The 20,507-nt window shown below is 39.0% G+C and carries 25 protein-coding genes; 21 read left to right on the plus strand and 4 right to left on the minus strand.

The window, feature by feature from the left end; translation table 11 throughout:
- Window position 1 precedes the first annotated feature (1 nt).
- From mutL to MLE13_RS01910, 5 genes are all read left to right on the plus strand, one after another.
- Window positions 2–1,819, plus strand: coding sequence for a DNA mismatch repair endonuclease MutL (gene mutL, locus MLE13_RS01890; RefSeq protein ID WP_240747757.1), 1,818 nt, complete (start codon window positions 2–4; stop codon window positions 1,817–1,819).
- Between the two features lie 58 nt (window positions 1,820–1,877).
- Entirely contained in the window at window positions 1,878–2,798 is a 921-nt protein-coding gene (locus MLE13_RS01895) for an alpha/beta hydrolase (RefSeq protein ID WP_240747758.1), read from the plus strand.
- Window positions 2,791–3,747, plus strand: coding sequence for a tRNA (adenosine(37)-N6)-dimethylallyltransferase MiaA (miaA, locus tag MLE13_RS01900; protein ID WP_240747759.1), 957 nt, complete (start codon window positions 2,791–2,793; stop codon window positions 3,745–3,747). Before MLE13_RS01895 ends, miaA begins: the two co-directional genes overlap by 8 nt.
- Window positions 3,748–3,757: 10 nt before the next feature.
- Window positions 3,758–3,982 carry an RNA chaperone Hfq gene (gene hfq, locus MLE13_RS01905; protein WP_008430925.1) on the plus strand — a complete coding sequence of 75 codons (225 nt, stop codon included), beginning with the start codon at window positions 3,758–3,760 and terminating at the stop codon, window positions 3,980–3,982.
- A 270-nt stretch (window positions 3,983–4,252) separates the two neighbouring features.
- The gene (locus MLE13_RS01910) at window positions 4,253–4,552 is read left to right on the plus strand and encodes a rhodanese-like domain-containing protein (protein WP_240747760.1); all 300 of its coding nucleotides are present in this window, start codon (window positions 4,253–4,255) and stop codon (window positions 4,550–4,552) included.
- Between the two features lie 48 nt (window positions 4,553–4,600).
- Here MLE13_RS01910 and MLE13_RS01915 read toward each other — a convergent pair whose 3' ends face one another.
- Window positions 4,601–5,206, minus strand: coding sequence for a trimeric intracellular cation channel family protein (locus tag MLE13_RS01915; RefSeq protein ID WP_065528081.1), 606 nt, complete (start codon window positions 5,204–5,206; stop codon window positions 4,601–4,603).
- 96 nt (window positions 5,207–5,302) lie between these two features.
- Between MLE13_RS01915 and MLE13_RS01920 the strand changes: the two genes are divergently transcribed.
- The 8 genes from MLE13_RS01920 to MLE13_RS01955 all read left to right on the plus strand — a co-directional run bounded on the left by MLE13_RS01920 (window position 5,303) and on the right by MLE13_RS01955 (window position 11,759).
- Entirely contained in the window at window positions 5,303–6,547 is a 1,245-nt protein-coding gene (locus MLE13_RS01920; protein WP_240747761.1) for an aminotransferase class I/II-fold pyridoxal phosphate-dependent enzyme, read from the plus strand.
- A 122-nt stretch (window positions 6,548–6,669) separates the two neighbouring features.
- Window positions 6,670–7,056: a MerR family transcriptional regulator gene (locus MLE13_RS01925; RefSeq protein ID WP_240747762.1), complete on the plus strand. Its 387-nt coding sequence runs from the start codon at window positions 6,670–6,672 to the stop codon at window positions 7,054–7,056.
- Between the two features lie 41 nt (window positions 7,057–7,097).
- Window positions 7,098–8,432: a type I glutamate--ammonia ligase gene (glnA, locus tag MLE13_RS01930; RefSeq protein ID WP_240747763.1), complete on the plus strand. Its 1,335-nt coding sequence runs from the start codon at window positions 7,098–7,100 to the stop codon at window positions 8,430–8,432.
- A gap of 687 nt (window positions 8,433–9,119) precedes the next feature.
- The gene (locus MLE13_RS01935; protein WP_240747764.1) at window positions 9,120–9,647 is read left to right on the plus strand and encodes a hypothetical protein; all 528 of its coding nucleotides are present in this window, start codon (window positions 9,120–9,122) and stop codon (window positions 9,645–9,647) included.
- Window positions 9,648–9,896: 249 nt separating this feature from the next.
- Window positions 9,897–10,103: a hypothetical protein gene (locus MLE13_RS01940; RefSeq protein WP_240747765.1), complete on the plus strand. Its 207-nt coding sequence runs from the start codon at window positions 9,897–9,899 to the stop codon at window positions 10,101–10,103.
- 109 nt (window positions 10,104–10,212) lie between these two features.
- Window positions 10,213–10,662, plus strand: coding sequence for a hypothetical protein (locus tag MLE13_RS01945; RefSeq protein ID WP_240747766.1), 450 nt, complete (start codon window positions 10,213–10,215; stop codon window positions 10,660–10,662).
- Window positions 10,663–10,731: 69 nt separating this feature from the next.
- The gene (locus MLE13_RS01950) at window positions 10,732–10,926 is read left to right on the plus strand and encodes a hypothetical protein (RefSeq protein WP_240747767.1); all 195 of its coding nucleotides are present in this window, start codon (window positions 10,732–10,734) and stop codon (window positions 10,924–10,926) included.
- 101 nt (window positions 10,927–11,027) lie between these two features.
- Entirely contained in the window at window positions 11,028–11,759 is a 732-nt protein-coding gene (locus MLE13_RS01955) for a class I SAM-dependent methyltransferase (protein WP_240747768.1), read from the plus strand.
- Between the two features lie 289 nt (window positions 11,760–12,048).
- Here the strand turns inward: MLE13_RS01955 and lexA are convergent, their stop codons facing one another.
- Window positions 12,049–12,669, minus strand: a complete 621-nt coding sequence (gene lexA, locus MLE13_RS01960) for a transcriptional repressor LexA (RefSeq protein WP_146556711.1) — start codon at window positions 12,667–12,669, stop codon at window positions 12,049–12,051.
- A 165-nt stretch (window positions 12,670–12,834) separates the two neighbouring features.
- Between lexA and yneA the strand changes: the two genes are divergently transcribed.
- The 6 genes from yneA (at window position 12,835) to MLE13_RS01990 (ending at window position 16,959) form a co-directional block, all read left to right on the plus strand.
- Window positions 12,835–13,152 (plus strand): cell division suppressor protein YneA, encoded by a 318-nt coding sequence (gene yneA / locus MLE13_RS01965; RefSeq protein WP_240747769.1) that lies wholly within the window; start codon window positions 12,835–12,837, stop codon window positions 13,150–13,152.
- Window positions 13,149–13,802, plus strand: coding sequence for a YneB family resolvase-like protein (locus tag MLE13_RS01970; protein WP_240747770.1), 654 nt, complete (start codon window positions 13,149–13,151; stop codon window positions 13,800–13,802). Before yneA ends, MLE13_RS01970 begins: the two co-directional genes overlap by 4 nt.
- Window positions 13,803–13,860: 58 nt before the next feature.
- The gene (locus MLE13_RS01975; RefSeq protein WP_240747771.1) at window positions 13,861–14,094 is read left to right on the plus strand and encodes a DUF896 domain-containing protein; all 234 of its coding nucleotides are present in this window, start codon (window positions 13,861–13,863) and stop codon (window positions 14,092–14,094) included.
- Window positions 14,095–14,182: 88 nt separating this feature from the next.
- Window positions 14,183–16,183, plus strand: coding sequence for a transketolase (gene tkt, locus MLE13_RS01980; protein WP_240747772.1), 2,001 nt, complete (start codon window positions 14,183–14,185; stop codon window positions 16,181–16,183).
- Between the two features lie 133 nt (window positions 16,184–16,316).
- Window positions 16,317–16,559: a YneF family protein gene (locus MLE13_RS01985; RefSeq protein WP_065528070.1), complete on the plus strand. Its 243-nt coding sequence runs from the start codon at window positions 16,317–16,319 to the stop codon at window positions 16,557–16,559.
- Between the two features lie 118 nt (window positions 16,560–16,677).
- Window positions 16,678–16,959 carry a hypothetical protein gene (locus MLE13_RS01990; RefSeq protein WP_240747773.1) on the plus strand — a complete coding sequence of 94 codons (282 nt, stop codon included), beginning with the start codon at window positions 16,678–16,680 and terminating at the stop codon, window positions 16,957–16,959.
- Between the two features lie 26 nt (window positions 16,960–16,985).
- Here the strand turns inward: MLE13_RS01990 and MLE13_RS01995 are convergent, their stop codons facing one another.
- Both MLE13_RS01995 and MLE13_RS02000 read right to left on the minus strand, forming a co-directional pair.
- Window positions 16,986–17,960: an alpha/beta hydrolase gene (locus MLE13_RS01995; RefSeq protein ID WP_240747774.1), complete on the minus strand. Its 975-nt coding sequence runs from the start codon at window positions 17,958–17,960 to the stop codon at window positions 16,986–16,988.
- A 12-nt stretch (window positions 17,961–17,972) separates the two neighbouring features.
- Window positions 17,973–18,872, minus strand: a complete 900-nt coding sequence (locus MLE13_RS02000; protein ID WP_240747775.1) for a hydroxymethylglutaryl-CoA lyase — start codon at window positions 18,870–18,872, stop codon at window positions 17,973–17,975.
- Between the two features lie 80 nt (window positions 18,873–18,952).
- Between MLE13_RS02000 and MLE13_RS02005 the strand changes: the two genes are divergently transcribed.
- Complete coding sequence (locus MLE13_RS02005) at window positions 18,953–20,137, plus strand: acetyl-CoA C-acetyltransferase (RefSeq protein WP_240747776.1); 1,185 nt, start codon at window positions 18,953–18,955, stop codon at window positions 20,135–20,137.
- Between the two features lie 13 nt (window positions 20,138–20,150).
- On the plus strand, window positions 20,151–20,360 hold the full coding sequence (locus MLE13_RS02010) for a DUF3886 domain-containing protein (protein ID WP_240747777.1): 210 nt from the start codon (window positions 20,151–20,153) through the stop codon (window positions 20,358–20,360).
- Window positions 20,361–20,507: the final 147 nt, after the last annotated feature.

A 20,507-nucleotide genomic window follows, 5' to 3' on the forward strand; every position in this document is an offset into this window, starting at 1 on the left:
CATGGGCATCATTCGATTGATGGACGAACCTCTATCCAATAAAATAGCTGCTGGTGAAGTAGTAGAACGGCCGACTTCCGTCGTTAAAGAGCTAGTGGAAAACGCTATCGATGCGGGGAGTACGGCCATTGAAGTATTGCTTGTTGAAGCAGGACTGACTTCTATTCAAATAATCGATAACGGGGCTGGTATGGATTCGGAAGATGCATTATTGTCATTTTCTCGCCATGCGACTAGTAAAATAGCGAACGAACATGATTTGTTCCGAATTCGGACACTTGGATTCCGCGGGGAAGCATTGGCTAGTATTGCATCAGTATCGAAAGTAACATTGCATACATCAAACGGTGAAAGTGGTACTTTTGTGCATATGGAAGGCGGCCGTTTGACAGAACATCGCGCGGGATCTCTTAGAAAAGGAACGGATATAAAAATTGATCAATTGTTTTTCAATACACCTGCTCGTTTAAAATATATGAAAACCTTGCAGACAGAGTTGGGTCATTCAATTGATTTGTTAAACCGCTTTGCACTGAGTTATCCGGGAATTGCTTTTAAGCTGGGGCATGATGGCAGAACTATTCTTCAAACCTCAGGCAGTGGAGAAATCAAACGAGTATTGGCGGATATATATGGCGTAGCGATTGCTAAGAAAATGATTCCTTTTGAAGGGCAATCTCATGACTACAAAATATCAGGTTATGCATCGCTTCCTGAAATAACGCGGGCCAATAAAAATTATATTTCTTTATTTGTAAATGGGCGTTGGGTTAAGCATTACGCGATTGCCAATACAGTTCATAAAGCATATCATACGTTTTTGCCGTTAGAGCGCCAGCCAATAGTTGTCATGAATATTGAAGGAGACCCTTATTTGACGGATGTCAATGTGCATCCATCAAAGCAGCAAATTCGTTTAAGTAAAGAAAAAGAATTAATGGAATTGATCCATGAAACGCTTCGTCGAACTATTAGTACAGTAGTTCGAGCACCCGTAATAGATAAACCAAAACCGGTTAAACAAGCGCCGACAAGACAATTAGATTTGTGGAAAAGCTCGTTTACAGTTCAAGAAACAAAAGAAGAGCCGATTCAGGAATGGTCAAAACTTTCGGTAGGACAAGAAAAAGTATTTGTTCAACAAGAAAAAGAGTCTGTTCAACAGCATTACCCATCCGTTGAGGAAACACCACCTGTTCAAGAGTACGAGGAAGAACGAGAAGAAGGTCCTCAATTTCCAGAACTTGAAGTCGTTGGTCAAATTCATGGAACATATATCGTAGCGCAAAGTAACGATGGCTTTTATTTGATCGATCAACATGCAGCACAAGAACGTATTAAATACGAATACTTCCGTGAAAAAGTCGGAGATATTGATAGTAACGAACGACAAGCTTTGTTGTTGCCGTTAACATTCCACTATAGTCGAGATGAAGCTTTAAGGTTAAAAGATCATTTACCTGTTCTTTCCGACAGTGGTGTTTTTCTAGAAGAGTTTGGAGATACATCGTTTATTGTCCGTGAATACCCAACATGGTTTCCAAAAGGCTTTGAACAAGAAGTCATCGAAGATTTAATCGAACAAATTTTGGCAGAACGCAAAGTTGACGTGAAAAAATTGCGTGAAGATGCCGCAATCATGATGAGTTGTAAACGGTCGATTAAAGCAAATCATTTTCTGCAAAAACACGAAATGGAACGTTTGTTAGTAGAATTGAGAAAAGCTGAACAGCCTTTTACATGCCCGCATGGACGACCGGTTATTATTCATTTTAAAACCTATGATGTTGAAAAAATGTTCAAACGTGTAATGAATTAAAATTTGCTGTCTTTATGGACAGATTTTAGGGTATAGGATATGAGAAAGGGTGTAGAAAATGCAAATAACGAAAGACTATATGCGCGTTTCTGATGGTCACGAACTATATTATGAGTGTTACGAACCAATAAGCCCGATTGGTCATGTCCATATTATTCATGGCATGGCAGAGCACATAGAACGTTACCAAGAATTTGCGGAATATTTAGTGTCACGCGGATTTATAGTATCTGCACACGATCAACGGGGCCACGGAAAAACTGTTGAACGTAACGGCATACAAGGATATTTTGCAGATCATAATGGCTTTGAACGCGTGGTGGAAGATGCGCATACAGTTATACAAGAAGTGCAACAAGCAACTGGAAGACTGCCACTTGTATTGTTTGGTCATAGCATGGGCTCATTTGTGACTCGTCGTTATATTCAATTGTATAGTGAGTCGGTTTACCGTGTAGTATTGTCTGCTACAGGTGGAGACCCAGGTGTTTCTGGAAAACTTGGAAAAGTCATAGCAGCTGCGTCTGCAAAAATGTACGGCATGCAAGAACAAAGTGAAGCACTTGGAAAACTAACGTTTGGTAGCTTTAATAAACCATTTGAACATGAAGGTTCCGCATATGCTTGGTTAAGTCGAGACAAAGAAATGGTTGCAAAATATGAAGCAGATCCGCTCTGTGGTTTTGAATCGACTAATCAATTTTATCGTGATCTGTTCTCGGGAATTACTACTGTGAACAATCCGGCAGCAATCGCTCACGTTCGTGAAGATTTGCCGATTTTACTAATTAGTGGAGCGGTAGACCCTGTAGGCGATAATGGCAAAGGTGTTTTCGGTGCAGCCAAACAATTTAGTGATGCAGGTGTGAGTAAAGTTAAAGTATATCTTGCTGAAGGTGCAAGACATGAACTACTAAACGAACTTGGTCGTCACAATTACTTTAGTGTAATTGGAGATTGGATGTGCGGAAATGATTGATGTATTGGCCTTAGTTGGTCCAACAGCGTCTGGTAAGACTGCACTAAGCCTAGAGTTAGCCAAACACCTAAACGGGGAAATCATTAACGGAGACTCTATGCAGATTTACCGTGATATGACAATTGGCACAGCAAAAATTTTGCCGGAAGAAATGGCGGGCATTCCTCATCATTTAATCGATATTAAAGAGCCTGATGAAAGTTTTTCGGTAGCTGAATATCAACAATTGGTGCGGGAAAAAATTGCTGATATTCAATCACGTGGCAAGTTGCCGATTATTGTTGGGGGTTCAGGTCTTTACGTTCAAGCGGTATTATTTGATTATCGTTTTTCAAAAGAAGCTGTTGATCAAGAGTTGCGCGAGAGCTTGAATAAGGAGTTAGAGCAATTCGGTATTGAATGGATGCATGAAAAATTGGTGAAATTGGATCCGCAAAGTGATATTCATCCAAATAATACGCGCCGTGTTTTGCGAGCCATAGAAATATTCATGAGTGGTCAGCAAAAAGAAGACGGCAATTTAGCCTTGTCCCCAATGTATAACGAAGTCATTATTGGACTAGATATTCCGAGAAGTGTACTATATGAGCGTATCAACCAACGGGTGGACATAATGCTAGACCGAGGCTTAGTCGAAGAAGTAGAAGCGTTAAAGCAAAGAGGTATTCGAAATGTTCAATCCATTCAAGCAATTGGTTATAAAGAAATCTATAGCTATTTAGATGGACAATGGAGTCTAGAGTTAGCAGTTGAAAAGCTCAAGCAAAACTCACGTAAATATGCTAAAAGACAATTTACGTATTTTAAAAACAAGTTACCTATTTTCTGGATTGATGCATTGGAAAAGCCAGAAAAAAATCTCCAGGAAATAATTGCTTTTATGCAGGGAAATGACAGAGACTGTCGAATTGATAAACTTACGGCAAACCAAACGCCAACAGAGAAATAGGGGGATTCACATGAAACCGATCAATATTCAGGATGTCTATTTAAATCAGCTTCGTAAAAATAATATTTATGTTACCGTTTTTTTACTTAATGGCTTCCAACTAAAAGGAATCATTAAATCTTATGATAATTTTACGGTGTTGGTTGAAACTGACGGCAAACAACAATTAATCTACAAACATGCGATTTCAACGTTCTCGCCAGCAAAAGCTGTAGCAATTGAGCACGAAGAATAAGAGGGGTTCCGGACTGTCGATGCAGTCCGGTATTTTTTTTGATTTCCTTATTAGAGCTACATGGGCACCTCCGCTTTTCTGATTGTCTAGCTTCGGCAGCCAGATTCTTGGGTCATAAGCCACTCTGACTGTGCGGCAAAAGCGCCGCTTCGTCAGCGCGTCTTATGCCCGTCGAATCTACACGGCTGCCTGCGCTTTTCTGATTGACAGCTTGCTTTTTGGGGTATAGGATTTTTGTGTGAGTAAGATTTAAATTCAGGAGGGATATTGATGAAAACCATTACAACAGATGAATTGCAAACACGTGTAGAAGCGGGCGAAGAGTTGAACATCATCGACGTTCGTGAAGAGGATGAAGTGGCAACAGGAATGATTCCTGGGGCAAAACACATTCCTCTTGGTGAAATGGAAGAACGTGTCGGAGAACTAGATGCACAAAAAGAGTATTATATGATTTGTCGTTCAGGTCGCCGCAGTGAAATGGCTGGAGGGATTCTAGAAACCAATGATATCAACGCAACTAACGTTGAGGGTGGCATGCTAGCTTGGAATGGCGAAACCATCGCATAAGCAAAATTTAAACAGGCTCCTCGGTATACTGCCGAGGGGCCTGTTTTCTCAAATAATATGAATTTTACGAGCGGGTAATCTCCATTTAAACGTATACGATAAAACACGCAAAATTGTTATGAAGACAAACAATGAATACAGCATCAAGTCGGTGTTGGCTGAATCAAAGCTTATAAACAAGCCTGCCAATGCTGCCCAAACGGCGTAGATTTCAGATTTTAACACGAGTGGCTTTCTTCCAGCTAACATATCCCGTATGATTCCTCCACCTGACCCAGTCAGAACGGCGGCCACGATAACCGCAAACAGCGGCAATTCTAATTCAACTGCATAAATGGCTCCTTGAACAGCAAATGCTGACAATCCGATGGCATCAAAAAAGTAACCCCAACGGTTCCAATGACCGAGCAATTTATGTGGAAATAAGAAAACAATCGTTATCGAGACAAAAGCCAATTGAAACATAAATTCCTGTTCCCATAATGCCGAAACAGGCACTCCTATTAATAAATTCCGGATAGCGCCACCGCCAAAGGCTGTGACAACACCAAGAAGATACACACCGAAAATATCATATTCTTCTTCCATAGCGATAATTGCGCCGGATACTGCAAAGGCAATCGTGCCGATTGCGCTCAGTACTTCCCAAGCCATAGCCTTTTTCCTCCTCAACATACAACTCTATGAATTGTAGCAGAATTTGACGCTATTTCAAGTCATGCCGCATAATAGAAAGAGAAATTCAAGAGAATGGAGAATTACATGTTAACAACTATTAAAAATATAGAAGAAAAGATTCAAGAACAACTTCAACAGGCTGATGAAACGGCTTATATAAACCAAGAGAAAGTATTGACGGCTTTTCATACCCAACGTGTTAGTGACCATCATTTTAATCCATCAACAGGCTATGGATACGATGATGAAGGTCGAGATACGTTAGAACGAGTTTATGCTGATGTATTTAAAGCAGAAGCGGCGCTTGTGCGACCGCAAATCATTTCAGGAACTCACGCTATTACAATTTCTTTATTTGGTGTATTACGTCCGGGAGATGAATTATTGTATCTTACTGGTAAACCATACGATACATTAGATTCGATTGTTTCTGGAGGAGAAAAAGATACAGGATCATTAAAAGATTTTGGTATTAGCTATCAGCACGTAGAACTAAATGTGGAGAAAAAGATTGATTGGGATGCTGCCAAAAAAGCGGTTAACAGCAAGACAAAAGTAATTGCCATTCAACGCTCGAGAGGATATGACACGCGTCCTTCTTTTACTATGGAAGAAATTAAAGAAATGATTGTGAATATCAGGCAGTTAAAACCTGAGGCGATTGTTTTCGTTGATAATTGTTATGGTGAATTTGTAGAAATACTAGAACCAATCGAAGTAGGAGCGGATTTGATCGCAGGTTCATTAATTAAAAATCCCGGAGGCGGCTTGGCTAAAATTGGTGGCTATATTGCTGGTAGAAAGGATTTAATCGAAAAATGCGGTTATCGTATGACTTCTCCGGGTATAGGGGGAGAGGCTGGAGCATCACTTAATGCGTTACCTGATATGTATCAAGGCTTTTTTATGGCACCTCATGTAGTTTCACAAGCTTTAAAAGGAGCTATCTTCACTTCTGCACTATTAGAAGAAGTAGGCATGACTACAACGCCTCATTGGAGTGATAAACGCACAGATTTAATACAATCAGTATCATTTCAAACTGCTGAACAAATGATTGCTTTTTGCCAAACAATACAAGCCAGTTCACCAGTCAACGCGCAATTCAAGCCCGAACCAGCGTATATGCCTGGCTATGAAGACGATGTAATTATGGCGGCAGGGACATTTGTGCAAGGATCTAGTATTGAACTAACAGCAGACGGTCCGATTCGGCCACCGTATACGGCATTTGTCCAAGGCGGACTTACATATGAACATGTGAAAATTGCTGTATTAAATTCCGTTGCAGCCTTAAAAAAACGACAACTAATTTAAATAATACTTAGTTAATAAACACGCAAAAAATTCACATGTTAGAAAACATAACATTTCGTTGACAACTAATGTAACGTGATGTATGATTTAGAAGTAGTAATTATTTGAAATGAGTGAATCTTATGACTAACCGGGTCAGACGGACGATGCCGCTTCTTCCCATCAGCATAGTTATGCAGCTGACGGAATTGACAGCGAGACAAATTCGTTATTACGAAGAGCACAAGCTAATCAGCCCTGCCCGTACAGAAGGCAACAAACGTATGTTTTCACTAAATGACGTCGATGCTTTGCTTGAGATTAAAGACTATTTAGATCAAGGGCTTAATATCGCAGGCATTAAAAAACTTTACGATTTAAAAGAAACGCCTAAAAACGAAAAAGCTGAGCCGAAAAGCTTAAGCGATTCAGAGTTGCGAAAGTTGTTGCATGAAGAATTGAAACACCAAGCCCGTCCATTTGAAAAAGGCGGCTTTAGACAAGGTGATTTATCCCGTTTCTTTAACTGAAATGGGCTTACATATAACATTCATAGGAGAGTGAAGAGAACATGGGCAAGTATTCAAAAGAAGACATTCAACGATTAGTAAAAGAAGAGAACGTTAATTTTATTCGTCTGCAATTTACCGACATTCTTGGGGTCATTAAAAACGTTGAAATACCGACATCCCAATTGGACAAAGCACTCGATAACAAAATGATGTTTGATGGGTCTTCAATCGATGGTTTCGTACGCATTGAAGAATCTGATATGTATTTATTCCCGGATCTTGATACTTGGGTTGTTTTCCCATGGATCACAGGTAAAGGAAAAGTAGCGCGTTTAATCTGTGATATCTACAGTGCAGACGGTACGCCATTTGCTGGAGATCCACGTACAAACTTGAAACGTGTATTAAAAGAAATGAAAGAATTAGGATTCACACACTTCAACCTTGGACCTGAACCAGAATTCTTCTTGTTCAAACTTGACGAACGTGGCGAACCTTCATTAGAACTAAATGACCACGGTGGTTATTTTGACTTAGCACCTATGGACCTTGGCGAAAACTGCCGACGTGACATCGTGCTTGAGTTAGAAGAAATGGGCTTTGAAATTGAAGCATCTCACCATGAAGTGGCACCTGGGCAACACGAAATCGACTTTAAATATGCTGATGCTGTAAAAGCATGCGACGATATCCAAACGTTTAAACTTGTTGTTAAAACGATCGCTCGTAAACACGGACTTCATGCGACATTTATGCCGAAGCCATTATTTGGTGTAAACGGTTCTGGTATGCATATGAACGTTTCGTTGTTTGATGGAGACCGCAATACATTCCTAGATGAAGACGGCGAAATGAAACTAAGTGAAACAGCTTACCAATTCCTTGCAGGTATTTTAGAGCACGCTGAAGGATTTACAGCTATTACAAACCCACTAGTAAACTCATATAAGCGTCTAGTTCCTGGATACGAAGCGCCTTGTTACATCGCTTGGTCAGGACAAAACAGAAGCCCGTTAATCCGTATTCCGGCATCACGCGGCTTGTCTACACGTGTTGAAGTGCGTTCAGTCGATCCAGCTGCTAACCCTTACTTAGCAATGGCAGTACTACTAGGTGCAGGTCTTGACGGCATCCGTAGAAAATTGACTCCACCAAACCCGGTAGATCGCAATATCTACGCTATGAACAAAAAAGAGCGCGAAGCAGTCGGCATTAAAGACCTTCCTGGCACATTGTATGCTGCTCTACAAGAATTACAAAAAAATGAAGTAATGACTAAAGCATTGGGCGAACATATTTTAAATAACTTCGTCGAAGCAAAAGAAATCGAGTGGGACATGTTCCGCACATCTGTCCACCCGTGGGAACGCGAGCAATACTTGAAAATGTATTAATAGTAAAACCGTTGGAGCTTATAGCTCCAACGGTTTTTTTGCGTTTTATGGTAAGACTAGCTGTGTGACTATACTTGTATGCCTCTTTGGAAAAGAAGGATATTAGCAGCAATAACCATTCCTAGAAAAATGAAAAAGGTTATGCGAAAGAGAAAAGTATCGCGATTGGTTAGATGAACTATGATTGACCTTAAAAAGAAAAATCCAGCACCTACAAATGACCAGTACTGGAGTTAATCGAGTGATGTTAGACTTAGAAGGATTAGTAATAAAGAAAGATGTTCGAAGAGAAAAGAGTAATGCAAAACCAAGATGAAAAATTGCGAGATTAAACGTGGCGGCCAGCACTCAACGAGATTGAAACTACCGACTGTATTTTCATAATAGCGTAATGTTGTATCGGAGTTGCAATGAGGAAGTTTCAAATTTGTAAGAAAAGTTCGATAAAATATTGTCAAGATGAAGTAACATTTTTCGCTAACAAGATCTCTCAGACGAGTCTAATATCAAGTTGACACATGATATGGAGGGAATTAGAGTAAATGAGTAATTGGCTTTTAAAAGACAATAAAGAGCTGCGATAATAAGTTCCGAATGCAAATATATATCATATAAGTTATGTGGCAGAGATAGTAAAATCTGCATTTTATCACAAAAAAAAATAACCAGTTGTAAGGAGAAATATGAATGGCATATACAGTGTTGCGGACAGGGACAATTTTAGTATTTTTATCAATAGTTATAGTGTCTGAAGTTTCGCTTTTCGCAAAACTAATTCTTTTCTTTATTGGGATGTTGATTGTTTTTTTGTTTAGTAATTCTCTTCTTACAAAAGAATCTATTATTAAACAAGCAAAAATAGCTTTATACAGTTCAATGGCTGTTATTGCTTTCTTTTATATCATGGCCTTTTTCTTAGCAGAATTTGCTTCCGTTGTAAGTTTTTTTTCGGATGATTCCCTTTCTGTGGGTTATGCGCTTTTTGTATTCATATTTTCTTGGTATTTTCTTTATGTTTTACCGGTCTCATTATTTATCCATTTCTTAATTGAGTACTTTTCTTTACCGTTTTATGTTTCAGTCTTTTTTTATGTGGCATTTGGACTTGTTTGGTTCCCTGTGGCTACTTACCTCCCAGTGATTAGCTTATTCGTTTATTTTTTCATTGAAGAATATACGCGTTGGCAATTACCGGAAAAAGAGATACGTCAATAAATTTGGCCATTATTTTTTTGATACTCAAAAATTTTAAAGTTCACTATAGAAATATTTATAAATGATAAAAATTCGTCTTTTAATGATGTTAATCTATGTATATGTTATATATTTTTGTATTAGAATTTATTAGAAAGGTTTAAAGTCCTTGTTTTATGGTTATACTATAGAGCAGCCTACAAATTTAATAACTCGTACTGAATTTTCCTTTGTTTGCACAAAAGGAGGATTTTGTGGGAGGGGATTAAATTGAGGAAGATTCAAGGGCTTTCAAAGTTAGTAAGTTATTTGGAGTCAGTAGGTTATCCAATGGCTGCTGAAGAGATTACAGATTTGATGTTAAAAAGAAAGATACCGCATCGCAAAGCTTACCAAGATATCATTATATTTAACTTAGAACATATTGATTGGTGGATTGCTGAGCAGCGGAAACAACAATCAAACGAGTATACGTAATATCAGAGAGCTTCGAATTCCTATTTAATGGGATTTGAGGCTTTTTTGGGAATTTTATACATTTTATTGTATATGCTGTTATAATAGTAAAGAAAAGGGGAAGTTGACAATGCGTTTTTTAATGACAATCATCATTTTTTTGATATTCTTTTCATTTGCCGGTATTGGCGTGTATGTCATCGGACCTGATCTGTCGGCAGAACGTTTTGTTTTAGAGACGACTGAAAAGTTAAAAGATAGTGGTCAAATGGAAAAAGTAGTAGAATATGTAGAAAATGATCCACAAATGATTAATTATATAGAAGAAATTCGAGTATCAGATCAGCAACAAGAGCAAACTAATACTAATGAGACTTTGCCCTTTAAAACGACAGAAGATGCTGCTCAAACATTGGTAAAAAAAGTAGGAATAAAAAATTTGGTTAACATGAAATCCGAAGTAGAAGATGGAACAATGTCTCCAGAGGAAGTTATCAAAAAACTAGAAGAAGATTTAAGTGAAGAAGAGTTATTGGCACTTAAAGTGATTATTCTTAAAGAATTCTCCAAACAGCAATAGAGTCTTAACTATGTTAGACTGATTCAGAAAGAAAAGGTTTAATGCAATTAGATTGAAGGAGGCCATTACATGAAGATGTTTCGAGTAGAGTTTAATTTTGATAAAGAAAACACATTCATTCATCATGTTCAAGCTGCGGATAAAGAAGCGGTATTAAGTCAAATTCCGTCAAATGGTACTTACGAAGTTTCAGACAAAGAAACAGGTAGTATTTTTCGTATTACAATTAACTTAGTTAATTATATAAAAGTCAGCGAGTTGTAGAAGATTTCTTCAATTATGAGCTGCACAAAAGGTGTTGCTCAAGCAACATCTTTTTTTGCGGAAAAATTGATTATGGTTCAAAAAAATAAGGGGGAATTATGTTGGAATTTAAAGGTTCGAGTGTTTATGAGGAAACAGATTTTTTGTCTAACTATTTACAAAGAAGAAATCGAGTAGACAGTCCGAATAACAGTATTGAAAAACCTGTGGTATATGATTTACTAGGAAGTGTTCAAGACAAGCGCATACTAGATTTAGGGTGCGGAGATGCACAGTTTGGAAAAGAGCTAATGGATTTAGGTGCGCTATATTATCATGGTGTAGAAGGGTCTGAACAAATGAGCAAATTGGCGTCTCAAAATTTACATGGCCTCCAAGGTAAGGTCACAAAGTCCGCGATGGAAGCATACGATTTTCCACAAGAAGACATAGATATTGTTACTTCCCGCTTGGCAATTCATTATTTGACAGATGTGGAGGAATTATTCCGCAAAATTCACGATAATTTAAAAGCGGATGGGAAGTTTGTCTTCAGTGTTCAACATCCTTTAACGACTTCTTCTTTTGAAAGCAAAAAGACAGGTGAAAGAAGAGGTAATTGGATTGTCGATGACTACTTTGAAGAAGGCGAACGGCATGAACCATGGATAGATAAAATAGTTGTCAAGCATCATCGTACGATTGAAAGCTACTTTGCCTCTTTAACGAAGGTAGGATTTACAATTACTGGACTTCGCGAAGGAATGCCGAGACGTCAAGATTTCCAAAACATAGAAGAATATGAACGAAGAAAAAGAATACCAGTCATTTTAGCATTTAGTTGTAGTAAATAATAAAGCATCTTGTTTACATAATAATAATATTAGGGATAATAGATGGAAGTTCATTTTATAGCTTAAACAAAAGAAGCGTTGGAATAAGTTTATTCCAACGCTTCTTTTGTTTATTAATCGATGTATGTTTCATGATGACGTGTCCGTGGGATAGGTGAGCCACAAGGATCTGGAGAGAACCATCCTTAAAGCGATTAGAGCAACCTGTTTATACCAAAAAACTGTAGACAAACTCAAACGACTCGAGTTTGTCTACAGTTTAATCAAAACTTTAGCTTAATGCTTTTCTTTAATGAATTTGACGATAAACGCCAACCACTTTACCTAAAATAGAAACTTGATCAACAATGATTGGGTCCATTGAAGAGTTTTCTGGCTGCAAGCGGAAATAGTTTTCTTCACGGAAAAAACGTTTAACAGTGGCTTCATCTTCAGCAGTCATGGCCACAACAATATCGCCGTTATTGGCTGTTTGCTGTTGCTTTACTATCACGTAATCTCCGTTTAAAATTCCAGCTTCAATCATACTTTCTCCCATGATTTCAAGCATGAAAATATGATCATCTTCCGTACCATAGCTTTGAGGTAGCGGGAAATATTCTTCGACATTTTCAATGGCCGTAATTGGCATACCCGCTGTTACTTTACCGATTAACGGAACGTGTAATACTGGGCTTTTATCAATTAATGCTTCTTCAGTGCTGATCACTTCAATCGCTCTAGGTTTTGTAGGATCACGGCGGATAAGGCCTTTACTTTCAAGGCGTGCCAAGTGACCGTGAACGGTCGAACTAGATGCTAGACCAACTGCTTCTCCAATTTCACGAACGGAAGGCGGATAACCTTTTAGGCGGACTTCTTCTTTTATGAATGTCAGTATGTCTTCTTGACGTTTAGATACTTTTTTCAACCGTTTCACCTCATTTGAGTAGTTCTACTGGATTTCTACCAATAGTATACCAACTTGGGAAATGAAATGCAAACATAGGTTCGAATTTTATCGTTGACAAAAACACCTGTTCGCATTATTATGAGAACATACATTCCGAACACTTATTCTCAGGAGGCGATTTAGATGACAATCATCCGACAAAATTCTTACCTAATCTTATTTTTTGCTTTAATTATGGTATTTACTTTTTACGTAATTTTGACCCATAATACAAATAGTGTACAAACAAGCCAAGTAAAAATAGAAGAAGGGGATACGCTCTGGACATTAGCTGAATCTTTCAGTGGTTCGACTCCCCATCATGAATGGATTGAGGAAATTATGAAAGAAAATAATCTTTCTACCGCAAAAATTATCGCAGGGCAATCTCTTAAGATACCCAGTGAACAACTAAATTTTTCCCCAGATGAGACAAGAACATTTGCAGGTGATTCTGAATGAAGAAAAATGCATTTATTTATTGCCGTGTCAGTACAACGAAAGACACGCAAGAATCTTCACTAGAAAGACAAGAAGAAGAATTGATGAAGTTTGCATTTCAGCAATCTTATAAAGTAGATGGTGTGTTCACTGATCAACATAGTGGGTACGAAATGGACCGTGATGGATTATTAGAAATGCTCAACAGCATTAAAACTGAAAAAGTAGAAGCGGTGTTTATACAAGATGAAACACGCTTAGGTAGAGGACACGCGCGTATAGCACTTTTACATGTGATGAAAAAGTATGATGTGAAAGTTTATACATTATCAGATCAAGGACCAATTGCGTTAAACGATATGGACGACATGGTTCTAGAAATATTAGCGATTGTCGAAGAATATCAGCGTAAAATACACAATGCCAAAATAAAACGAGGCATGAAACGCGCTGTGGATAATGGCTATAAACCAGAAAGAAATTTAAAAGGTAAAGGGAATCCTGATGGACGGGAACGCTTAGATTTACCTATTGATCAAATTGTGAGTTTAAAGTCCAACGGTTTAACATTTAGCGAAATTGCTGTAACGCTTCAAGGTTTCGGTTATCAGGCAAGCAAAGCTACAGTACATCGCCGTTTCAAAGAATATGAAAGACTTATGGAAGACTAAAACATTGCAGAAACCCGACTTTTTTTGTACGATATGAAAAGAAGAAAGGTGGATGTGTATGTTATCACCAGACAAATTAAACCGTATTAATGAATTGTCTCGCAAATCTAAAACAGAAGGTTTATCTAAAGAAGAGGCGAAAGAACAATCTGCTTTACGCCAAGAATATTTGCAAACTTTCCGCAAGACAATGCGCGGTACAATTGAAAACGTAAAAGTAATCGACCCTGAAGGAAACGATGTAACTCCTGACAAGGTCAAAAATATTCGAGAGAATAAGTATTTGAATTAAATACTTATTCTCTTTTTTATTGTATTCTTTCCTATAGTTGACTAAACTAGAATAGGATTAAATTTTTTGTTTGAGAGAGGATGTTACTATGTCAACCCACGCAGATCAACTTGCAGTAACAACAATTCGTACGCTTTCCATCGATGCTATTGAAAAAGCAAATTCTGGACATCCAGGATTGCCAATGGGCGCAGCTCCAATGGCGTATACATTGTGGACAAAACACATGAACCATAACCCGAAAAATCCGGATTGGTTTAACCGTGACCGTTTTGTGTTATCGGCAGGACATGGTTCCATGCTTTTATATAGCTTGCTTCATTTAAGCGGTTATGGCTTGGAAATGGATGAAATTAAAAACTTCCGTCAATGGGATTCAAAAACACCGGGTCACCCGGAATTTGGTCACACTGTAGGCGTTGAAGCAACAACCGGACCACTTGGCCAAGGAATTGGTATGGCAGTTGGTATGGCTATGGCTGAACGTCACTTAGCAGCTACATACAATAAAGAAGGCATGAACATCGTCGATCACAACACATTCGCTTTATGCGGAGATGGTGATTTGATGGAAGGTGTTGCGGGAGAAGCAATTTCTCTTGCGGGTCATTTGAAATTAAATAAATTAGTAGTACTTTACGATAGCAATGATATTTCATTGGATGGACCACTGGGCAAAAGTTTTTCTGAAAACGTTCAAAAACGTTTTGAGTCATACGGCTGGAACTACTTGCGCGTAGATGATGGCAACGAAATGGATGATTTATCTGAAAAAATTGCACAAGCGAAGAAGTCTTCAGACAAACCAACATTAATCGAAGTTAAAACAGTAATTGGTTACGGTTCTCCCAACAAATCTGGTAAAGCAGATTCACACGGAGCACCACTTGGTGAAGCTGAAATGAAGTTAACAAAAGAAAATTACGAGTGGACATTTGAAGAATCTTTCTACGTACCCGAAGAAGTTTATGAAACTTTTGAACGAGCTACTCAAGAATTGGGAGCAAAAGCTGAATCTGAATGGAACGAATTGTACGCTCAATACGAATCAGCACACCCAGAACTAGCTGGGCAATTGCAAATGGCTATTCGTGGGGAACTTCCAGAAAACTTTGATGCGGAATTCCCAACATACGAAGCTGGTAAAAAACAAGCAACGCGTGCTTCTTCTGGAGATATGATCAATGCAATCGCTAAAACAGTTCCTTCATTCTTCGGCGGTAGTGCTGACCTTGCTGGATCTAACAAAACTAACATCAAAGGTGGAGGCGACTTTGACGCTGAACATCCTGAAGGCCGTAACATTTGGTTTGGTGTTCGTGAATTCGCGATGGGTTCTGCCTTAAACGGTATGGCACTTCACGGCGGACTTCATGTCTTTGGTGGAACGTTCTTCGTCTTCAGTGATTATGTTCGCCCGGCAATTCGTTTAGCTGCTTTAATGGGGCTCCCTGTAACGTACGTATTCACACATGACAGTGTAGCTGTTGGGGAAGATGGTCCAACTCATGAGCCAGTTGAACATTTAGCTTCTCTTCGTGCAATGCCAAACTTGAGTGTTGTCCGCCCAGCAGATGCAAACGAAACAAAAGCGGCATGGCGTTTAGCATTAACAGCTAAAACAACACCGACTCTTTTAGTTTTATCTCGTCAAGATTTACCAATCTTGGAAAACAGCGGAGAATTAGCTGAAGCTGGCGTTGAAAAAGGCGCTTATGTGGTATCACCTGTTGAAAACCCACAAGCATTGTTATTAGCGACTGGATCTGAAGTTGGTTTAGCTGTTGCAGCTCAAAAGCAATTAGCTGAAGAAGGCATCAACGTATCTGTTGTTTCAATGCCGTCTTGGGATCGTTTCGAAAAACAAGACAAAGAATACAAGCAATCTGTTATTCCGAAAACTGTTAAAAAACGTCTAGCGATTGAAGTAGGTACTTCATTCGGATGGGATCGTTATACAGGTGACGAAGGCGATATTCTAGCAATTGATCGTTTTGGCGCAAGTGCACCAGGCGAACGCATTATGGAAGAGCTTGGCTTTACTGTTGAAAACGTAGCAAACAAAGTGAAAAACTTAATTAACGAATAGTAAAATGAGGAATGGGAGCAGTTATGGCTCCCATTTTTTTATTATTTTTCTACTTATGGTCACAATACTTTTTTTATAGTATAATCCATTGTGGTGCACTACTTATTTACGCAACACGAAGGAGGTAACAAGAATGGATACATGGATCTGGATCGTAATCGTTATCGTGGCTTTACTCGCAGGTGTTGCACTTGGATTCTATATCGCTCGTCGATATATGATGAAATATTTGCAAGATAACCCACCAATCAATGAAGAAATGCTACGAATCATGATGATGCAAATGGGACAAAAACCGTCTCAGAAAAAAATCAATCAAATGATGTCTCAAATGAATAAAGCATCAACTAAACCAGAAAAAAAAGTTAAAAAATAAAAAGTACTCTCCGGAGTGCTTTTTTTATTTTGTCGCAATTTGCAATTAGATTTAACGATATCGGGTATTGTGGCAATAAGTCCCCATGTTCGCGTTAAAACTAAAGGAGGAATGCAAAATGGCAGAAAACGAAGAGTTGAAGTTTTATTTGCCGGTTATTGAAGAAGATAGAAAAGAGGCGGGGAAGTTTCATCTAGAAAACGAGCGTATCAAAAAAGCTTTTCCGGTTTCTTTGGATAAGATTCAAGAATTGGTGAAGGATATGACAGATTACAACTTAGATACGATTGAATTGCATGTTACAGGTATCGTGAAAAGTGGACCAATTACTGAATTATTCATTGGGTTAGAGGGAGAAGCTGGCATGAAGTTAGTTTTAAACAGAAACAAAAACACATAAAAAAAGCACTCCGCGGAGTGCTTTTCTTATGTGTTAGTAAGATTAATAGGAAAAGATACCGGAATTTCTTTCTGATTAGGCGTTAGGAGTCCGTATTTCATTAGAAATTCAGCGACGGTTTCTTCGTATTCCTCTGGGTTTTTATTGAACGACTGTGCATGTGCACCTTCTGAAAACAGCTTTAATTCTTTTGGGCCTTGTTTTAAGGCAAATAGTTCTTCGCTCATTTTCGGTAAAACAAAATCATCATTGATGCTGTGTATAAAAAGTACAGGATTCTTAATATTTTTTACGGTTTCTCGAGGTGATACTGTAGCGATCGAATAACCCTCACGCATTTTCATGAAAAGACTTGCGAGTCTTAATGCTAAAGTAGTGCGTAAGGGCGTTGTCGTTCTCATGACATGCAGAATTTGTTCATATATATCGGAATATGCACAATCTGAAATATAGAAATCTGCGGTATCTTCCATACCCCCGTATAAAAGAGTGGTCGCAGCCCCCATTGATTCACCGTGGATACCGAAAAACAAATCGGGTCCCGCGTGCAACCGGAGTGCTTTAACAACTGCCTTTAAATCGAGTTTTTCAAAATGACCAAAGCTGGTTGTTTTTCCGCCGGAATCGCCGTGGCGCCTATGGTCGTATACGACCGAGTTAAATCCTAAATGCTCGAACATCCGAGCGAACCGAAAGGAGTTAACTTTTGATTCGGTCACACCATGACAAATGATGACGTAACGATTGGTATCATGAGGTTCTAAAAAAATAGCTTTAATCGGATAACCGTTTTCTGATTCAATCCACTGTTCGCTTTTTGGCACGTTTGCATACCATACTTCGTCATAGCGTTTCGCCGTGATTTCTCTTTCCAAAATTAATTGATCATCTTTTTTCTTTACATACATGAGTCGGTTGCTGGCGATGATTCCTACGACGGTCGCGGATGCTGTTAAAACACTAGAAACAATTGCTGAAGTCCAGATTAATCTTTTCTTCATCGCGTTGGCTCCTTAAAGTCGATTTTTGTATAACGTGTACATTCCTGTCGTAACTGGATTTGTCACATGAGGTTCTATTTTTCCAATAGCTGCACAAAGAAGGTCTATATCTATTCCTGTTTGAATGTCCATCCGGTGAAGCATATTAACAACGTCTTCCGTCGCCACATTGCCTGTTGCTCCAGGAGCAAAAGGACAGCCGCCTAAACCGCCTGCAGAGGCATCGAAACGTGTAACACCTGCTTGAAGCGCTGAAATAATATTGGCTAAAGCCATTCTTCGCGTATCGTGGAAGTGAGCGGTCATCAGCACTTCAGGAAATTCATTTACGAGTTTTGTAAATAAGTCATAACTTTCTTTTGGATTAGCCATCCCGATGGTGTCTGCGACACTCAATTCGTCAACACCCCAATCGACAAATTCGCGACAAAGATCAATTGTCGCTTCAGGAGAAATAGCGCCTTCAAAAGGACAATAAAAAGCCGTAGAAATGCAAGCACGAACAAAAACATTTTGTTTTTTCAAATCAAGAACAAGCGGCTTTAAGGCGGCCATACTTTCTTGTGTCGTTTTATTAATGTTTTTTTGATTGAATGTATTAGAAACGCCTACAAAAACAGCAAGTGATTGGGCACCGGATTCTAGAGCGGCATCAATGCCACGCTCGTTTGGCGTTAAGACAAACTGGCGACCCATTTTTTCTGTGCCGGCAACGATATCTTTAGAATCTGCCATTTGAGGCACCCATTTTGGAGAAACAAATGAAGTTAGCTCCATTTCTTGGATTCCTGCTTTTTGTAAAGCGCTAATAAATTGAAGTTTATCCTCTGTTTGAACAAGTTTCCCTTCGTTTTGAAGACCATCTCGTGGCCCAACCTCGATAATCGTTGCATTCTTTGGTAAACTGAACATAGTATCCCCCCTACTATCCATTGTATAGAGGAGTGGGATGAAAGAGCAACTAGCAAACAATCATTCAAGGGGGAAAATTCATGTCACAAGAAATCGTTATTGTAAGCGCTGTCCGAACAGCGGTAGGTTCATTTCAAGGGTCTCTTAAAGATGTTCCAGCTACGAAGTTAGGGGAAATCGTTATTAAAGAGGTACTAAAGCGTGCAAGCATTCAACCAGATCAAGTATCAGAAGTTATTATGGGAAATGTACTCCAAGCAGGACTTGGTCAAAACCCGGCTCGTCAAGCGTCGATTAATGCAGGTCTACCGGAAACTGTTCCAGCAATGACTATTAATAAAGTGTGTGGTTCTGGATTAAAATCCATTCAATTAGCGTATCAAGCGATTTATGCGGGGGATGCAGAAATTGTGGTAGCTGGCGGTATGGAAAACATGAGCCGTGCGCCTTATTTAATGGAAAACGCACGCAGTGGTTTCCGCATGGGAGATCAAAAAATAGTCGACAGCATGCTTGTTGATGGATTGACATGTGCGTTTAATGACTATCACATGGGCGTTACAGCAGAAAATTTATGTAGCAGATATGATATCACGCGAGAAGAACAAGATAAGTTTGCAGCGCGTTCACAGGCACGTGCATCAGCTGCAATTGAATCAGGTCGCTTTGATGATGAAATCGTACCCGTGGAAATTCCGCAACGTAAAGGCGATCCGGTCATCTTTAAAACAGATGAGTACGTAAAGAGTAGCTCGAACGAAGATAAATTAGCGAAGTTGCGCCCGGCGTTCAAAAAAGATGGTAGTGTCACGGCGGGGAACTCATCGGGGATTAACGACGGCGCAGCAGCAGTTGTTGTGATGTCGAAAGCAAAAGCGGAGGAATTAGGATTAACACCGCTTGCGACAATCGTATCAAGTGGAACGGCAGGAGTGGATCCAGCTGTTATGGGGATTGGTCCTGTACAAGCAGTGAAAAATGCGTTAGCTAAAGCGAACATGTCACTAAGTGATATTGAGTTGATCGAAGCGAACGAAGCATTTGCGGCTCAGTCAATTTCAGTTGATCGTGAACTAGAATTTAACCATGATATTTTAAATGTTAATGGTGGAGCAATTGCTATTGGTCACCCAATCGGTGCAAGTGGAACACGCATCTTCGTTACGTTATTACACGAAATGATTAAACGCGATGCGAAAACAGGTCTTGCGACTTTATGTATCGGTGGCGGCCAAGGTATCGCAACAGTTATTAAACGTCCTTAAGGAGAGAAAACCTGTGGCTAAAAGAAAAGAAGAATCTAATGGTGTGTTTTCTGAAGACATGTTATCAAAGTTGAAAGAAACAAAAAAAGAACTACTTAAAGAAGAGCAAAAGCTAGAAGAAGAAAAAGAAGCGCAACGCTTATTTGAACGGAAAGAACGTGAGAAGAATTTGTCGTTCGCTGAATTGCTAGAACGTCACGGGGATAAAGGGAATAAGTTTTAAAGATAATAAATATACATTATGCAAATATAGATAATAGAAAAGTGAAATAGCCAACCCTGTTGAAGTGAGGGTTGGCTATTTGTGTATTTGATATTGTTATACTGGGCTAGTTTTATACAGTAAGTGCTTTTGTGAAAATATAGTGCC

Origin of the sequence: Planococcus halocryophilus, from assembly GCF_022489025.1 — a bacterium.
GTDB classification, from domain to species: Bacteria; Bacillota; Bacilli; order Bacillales_A; family Planococcaceae; genus Planococcus; species Planococcus halocryophilus_A.

What these genes read in the sequence shown, in the direction of transcription:
- mutL (WP_240747757.1), top strand. Translation starts at nt 2, where the DNA reads ATGGGCATCATTCGATTGATGGACGAACCTCTATCCAATAAAATAGCT.
- MLE13_RS01895 (WP_240747758.1), top strand. Translation starts at nt 1,878, where the DNA reads ATGCAAATAACGAAAGACTATATGCGCGTTTCTGATGGTCACGAACTA.
- miaA (WP_240747759.1), top strand. Translation starts at nt 2,791, where the DNA reads ATGATTGATGTATTGGCCTTAGTTGGTCCAACAGCGTCTGGTAAGACT.
- hfq (WP_008430925.1), top strand. Translation starts at nt 3,758, where the DNA reads ATGAAACCGATCAATATTCAGGATGTCTATTTAAATCAGCTTCGTAAA.
- MLE13_RS01910 (WP_240747760.1), top strand. Translation starts at nt 4,253, where the DNA reads ATGAAAACCATTACAACAGATGAATTGCAAACACGTGTAGAAGCGGGC.
- MLE13_RS01915 (WP_065528081.1), bottom strand. Translation starts at nt 5,206, where the DNA reads ATGGCTTGGGAAGTACTGAGCGCAATCGGCACGATTGCCTTTGCAGTA.
- MLE13_RS01920 (WP_240747761.1), top strand. Translation starts at nt 5,303, where the DNA reads ATGGAGAATTACATGTTAACAACTATTAAAAATATAGAAGAAAAGATT.
- MLE13_RS01925 (WP_240747762.1), top strand. Translation starts at nt 6,670, where the DNA reads ATGACTAACCGGGTCAGACGGACGATGCCGCTTCTTCCCATCAGCATA.
- glnA (WP_240747763.1), top strand. Translation starts at nt 7,098, where the DNA reads ATGGGCAAGTATTCAAAAGAAGACATTCAACGATTAGTAAAAGAAGAG.
- MLE13_RS01935 (WP_240747764.1), top strand. Translation starts at nt 9,120, where the DNA reads ATGGCATATACAGTGTTGCGGACAGGGACAATTTTAGTATTTTTATCA.
- MLE13_RS01945 (WP_240747766.1), top strand. Translation starts at nt 10,213, where the DNA reads ATGCGTTTTTTAATGACAATCATCATTTTTTTGATATTCTTTTCATTT.
- MLE13_RS01950 (WP_240747767.1), top strand. Translation starts at nt 10,732, where the DNA reads ATGAAGATGTTTCGAGTAGAGTTTAATTTTGATAAAGAAAACACATTC.
- yneA (WP_240747769.1), top strand. Translation starts at nt 12,835, where the DNA reads ATGACAATCATCCGACAAAATTCTTACCTAATCTTATTTTTTGCTTTA.
- MLE13_RS01970 (WP_240747770.1), top strand. Translation starts at nt 13,149, where the DNA reads ATGAAGAAAAATGCATTTATTTATTGCCGTGTCAGTACAACGAAAGAC.
- MLE13_RS01975 (WP_240747771.1), top strand. Translation starts at nt 13,861, where the DNA reads ATGTTATCACCAGACAAATTAAACCGTATTAATGAATTGTCTCGCAAA.
- tkt (WP_240747772.1), top strand. Translation starts at nt 14,183, where the DNA reads ATGTCAACCCACGCAGATCAACTTGCAGTAACAACAATTCGTACGCTT.
- MLE13_RS01985 (WP_065528070.1), top strand. Translation starts at nt 16,317, where the DNA reads ATGGATACATGGATCTGGATCGTAATCGTTATCGTGGCTTTACTCGCA.
- MLE13_RS01990 (WP_240747773.1), top strand. Translation starts at nt 16,678, where the DNA reads ATGGCAGAAAACGAAGAGTTGAAGTTTTATTTGCCGGTTATTGAAGAA.
- MLE13_RS01995 (WP_240747774.1), bottom strand. Translation starts at nt 17,960, where the DNA reads ATGAAGAAAAGATTAATCTGGACTTCAGCAATTGTTTCTAGTGTTTTA.
- MLE13_RS02000 (WP_240747775.1), bottom strand. Translation starts at nt 18,872, where the DNA reads ATGTTCAGTTTACCAAAGAATGCAACGATTATCGAGGTTGGGCCACGA.
- MLE13_RS02005 (WP_240747776.1), top strand. Translation starts at nt 18,953, where the DNA reads ATGTCACAAGAAATCGTTATTGTAAGCGCTGTCCGAACAGCGGTAGGT.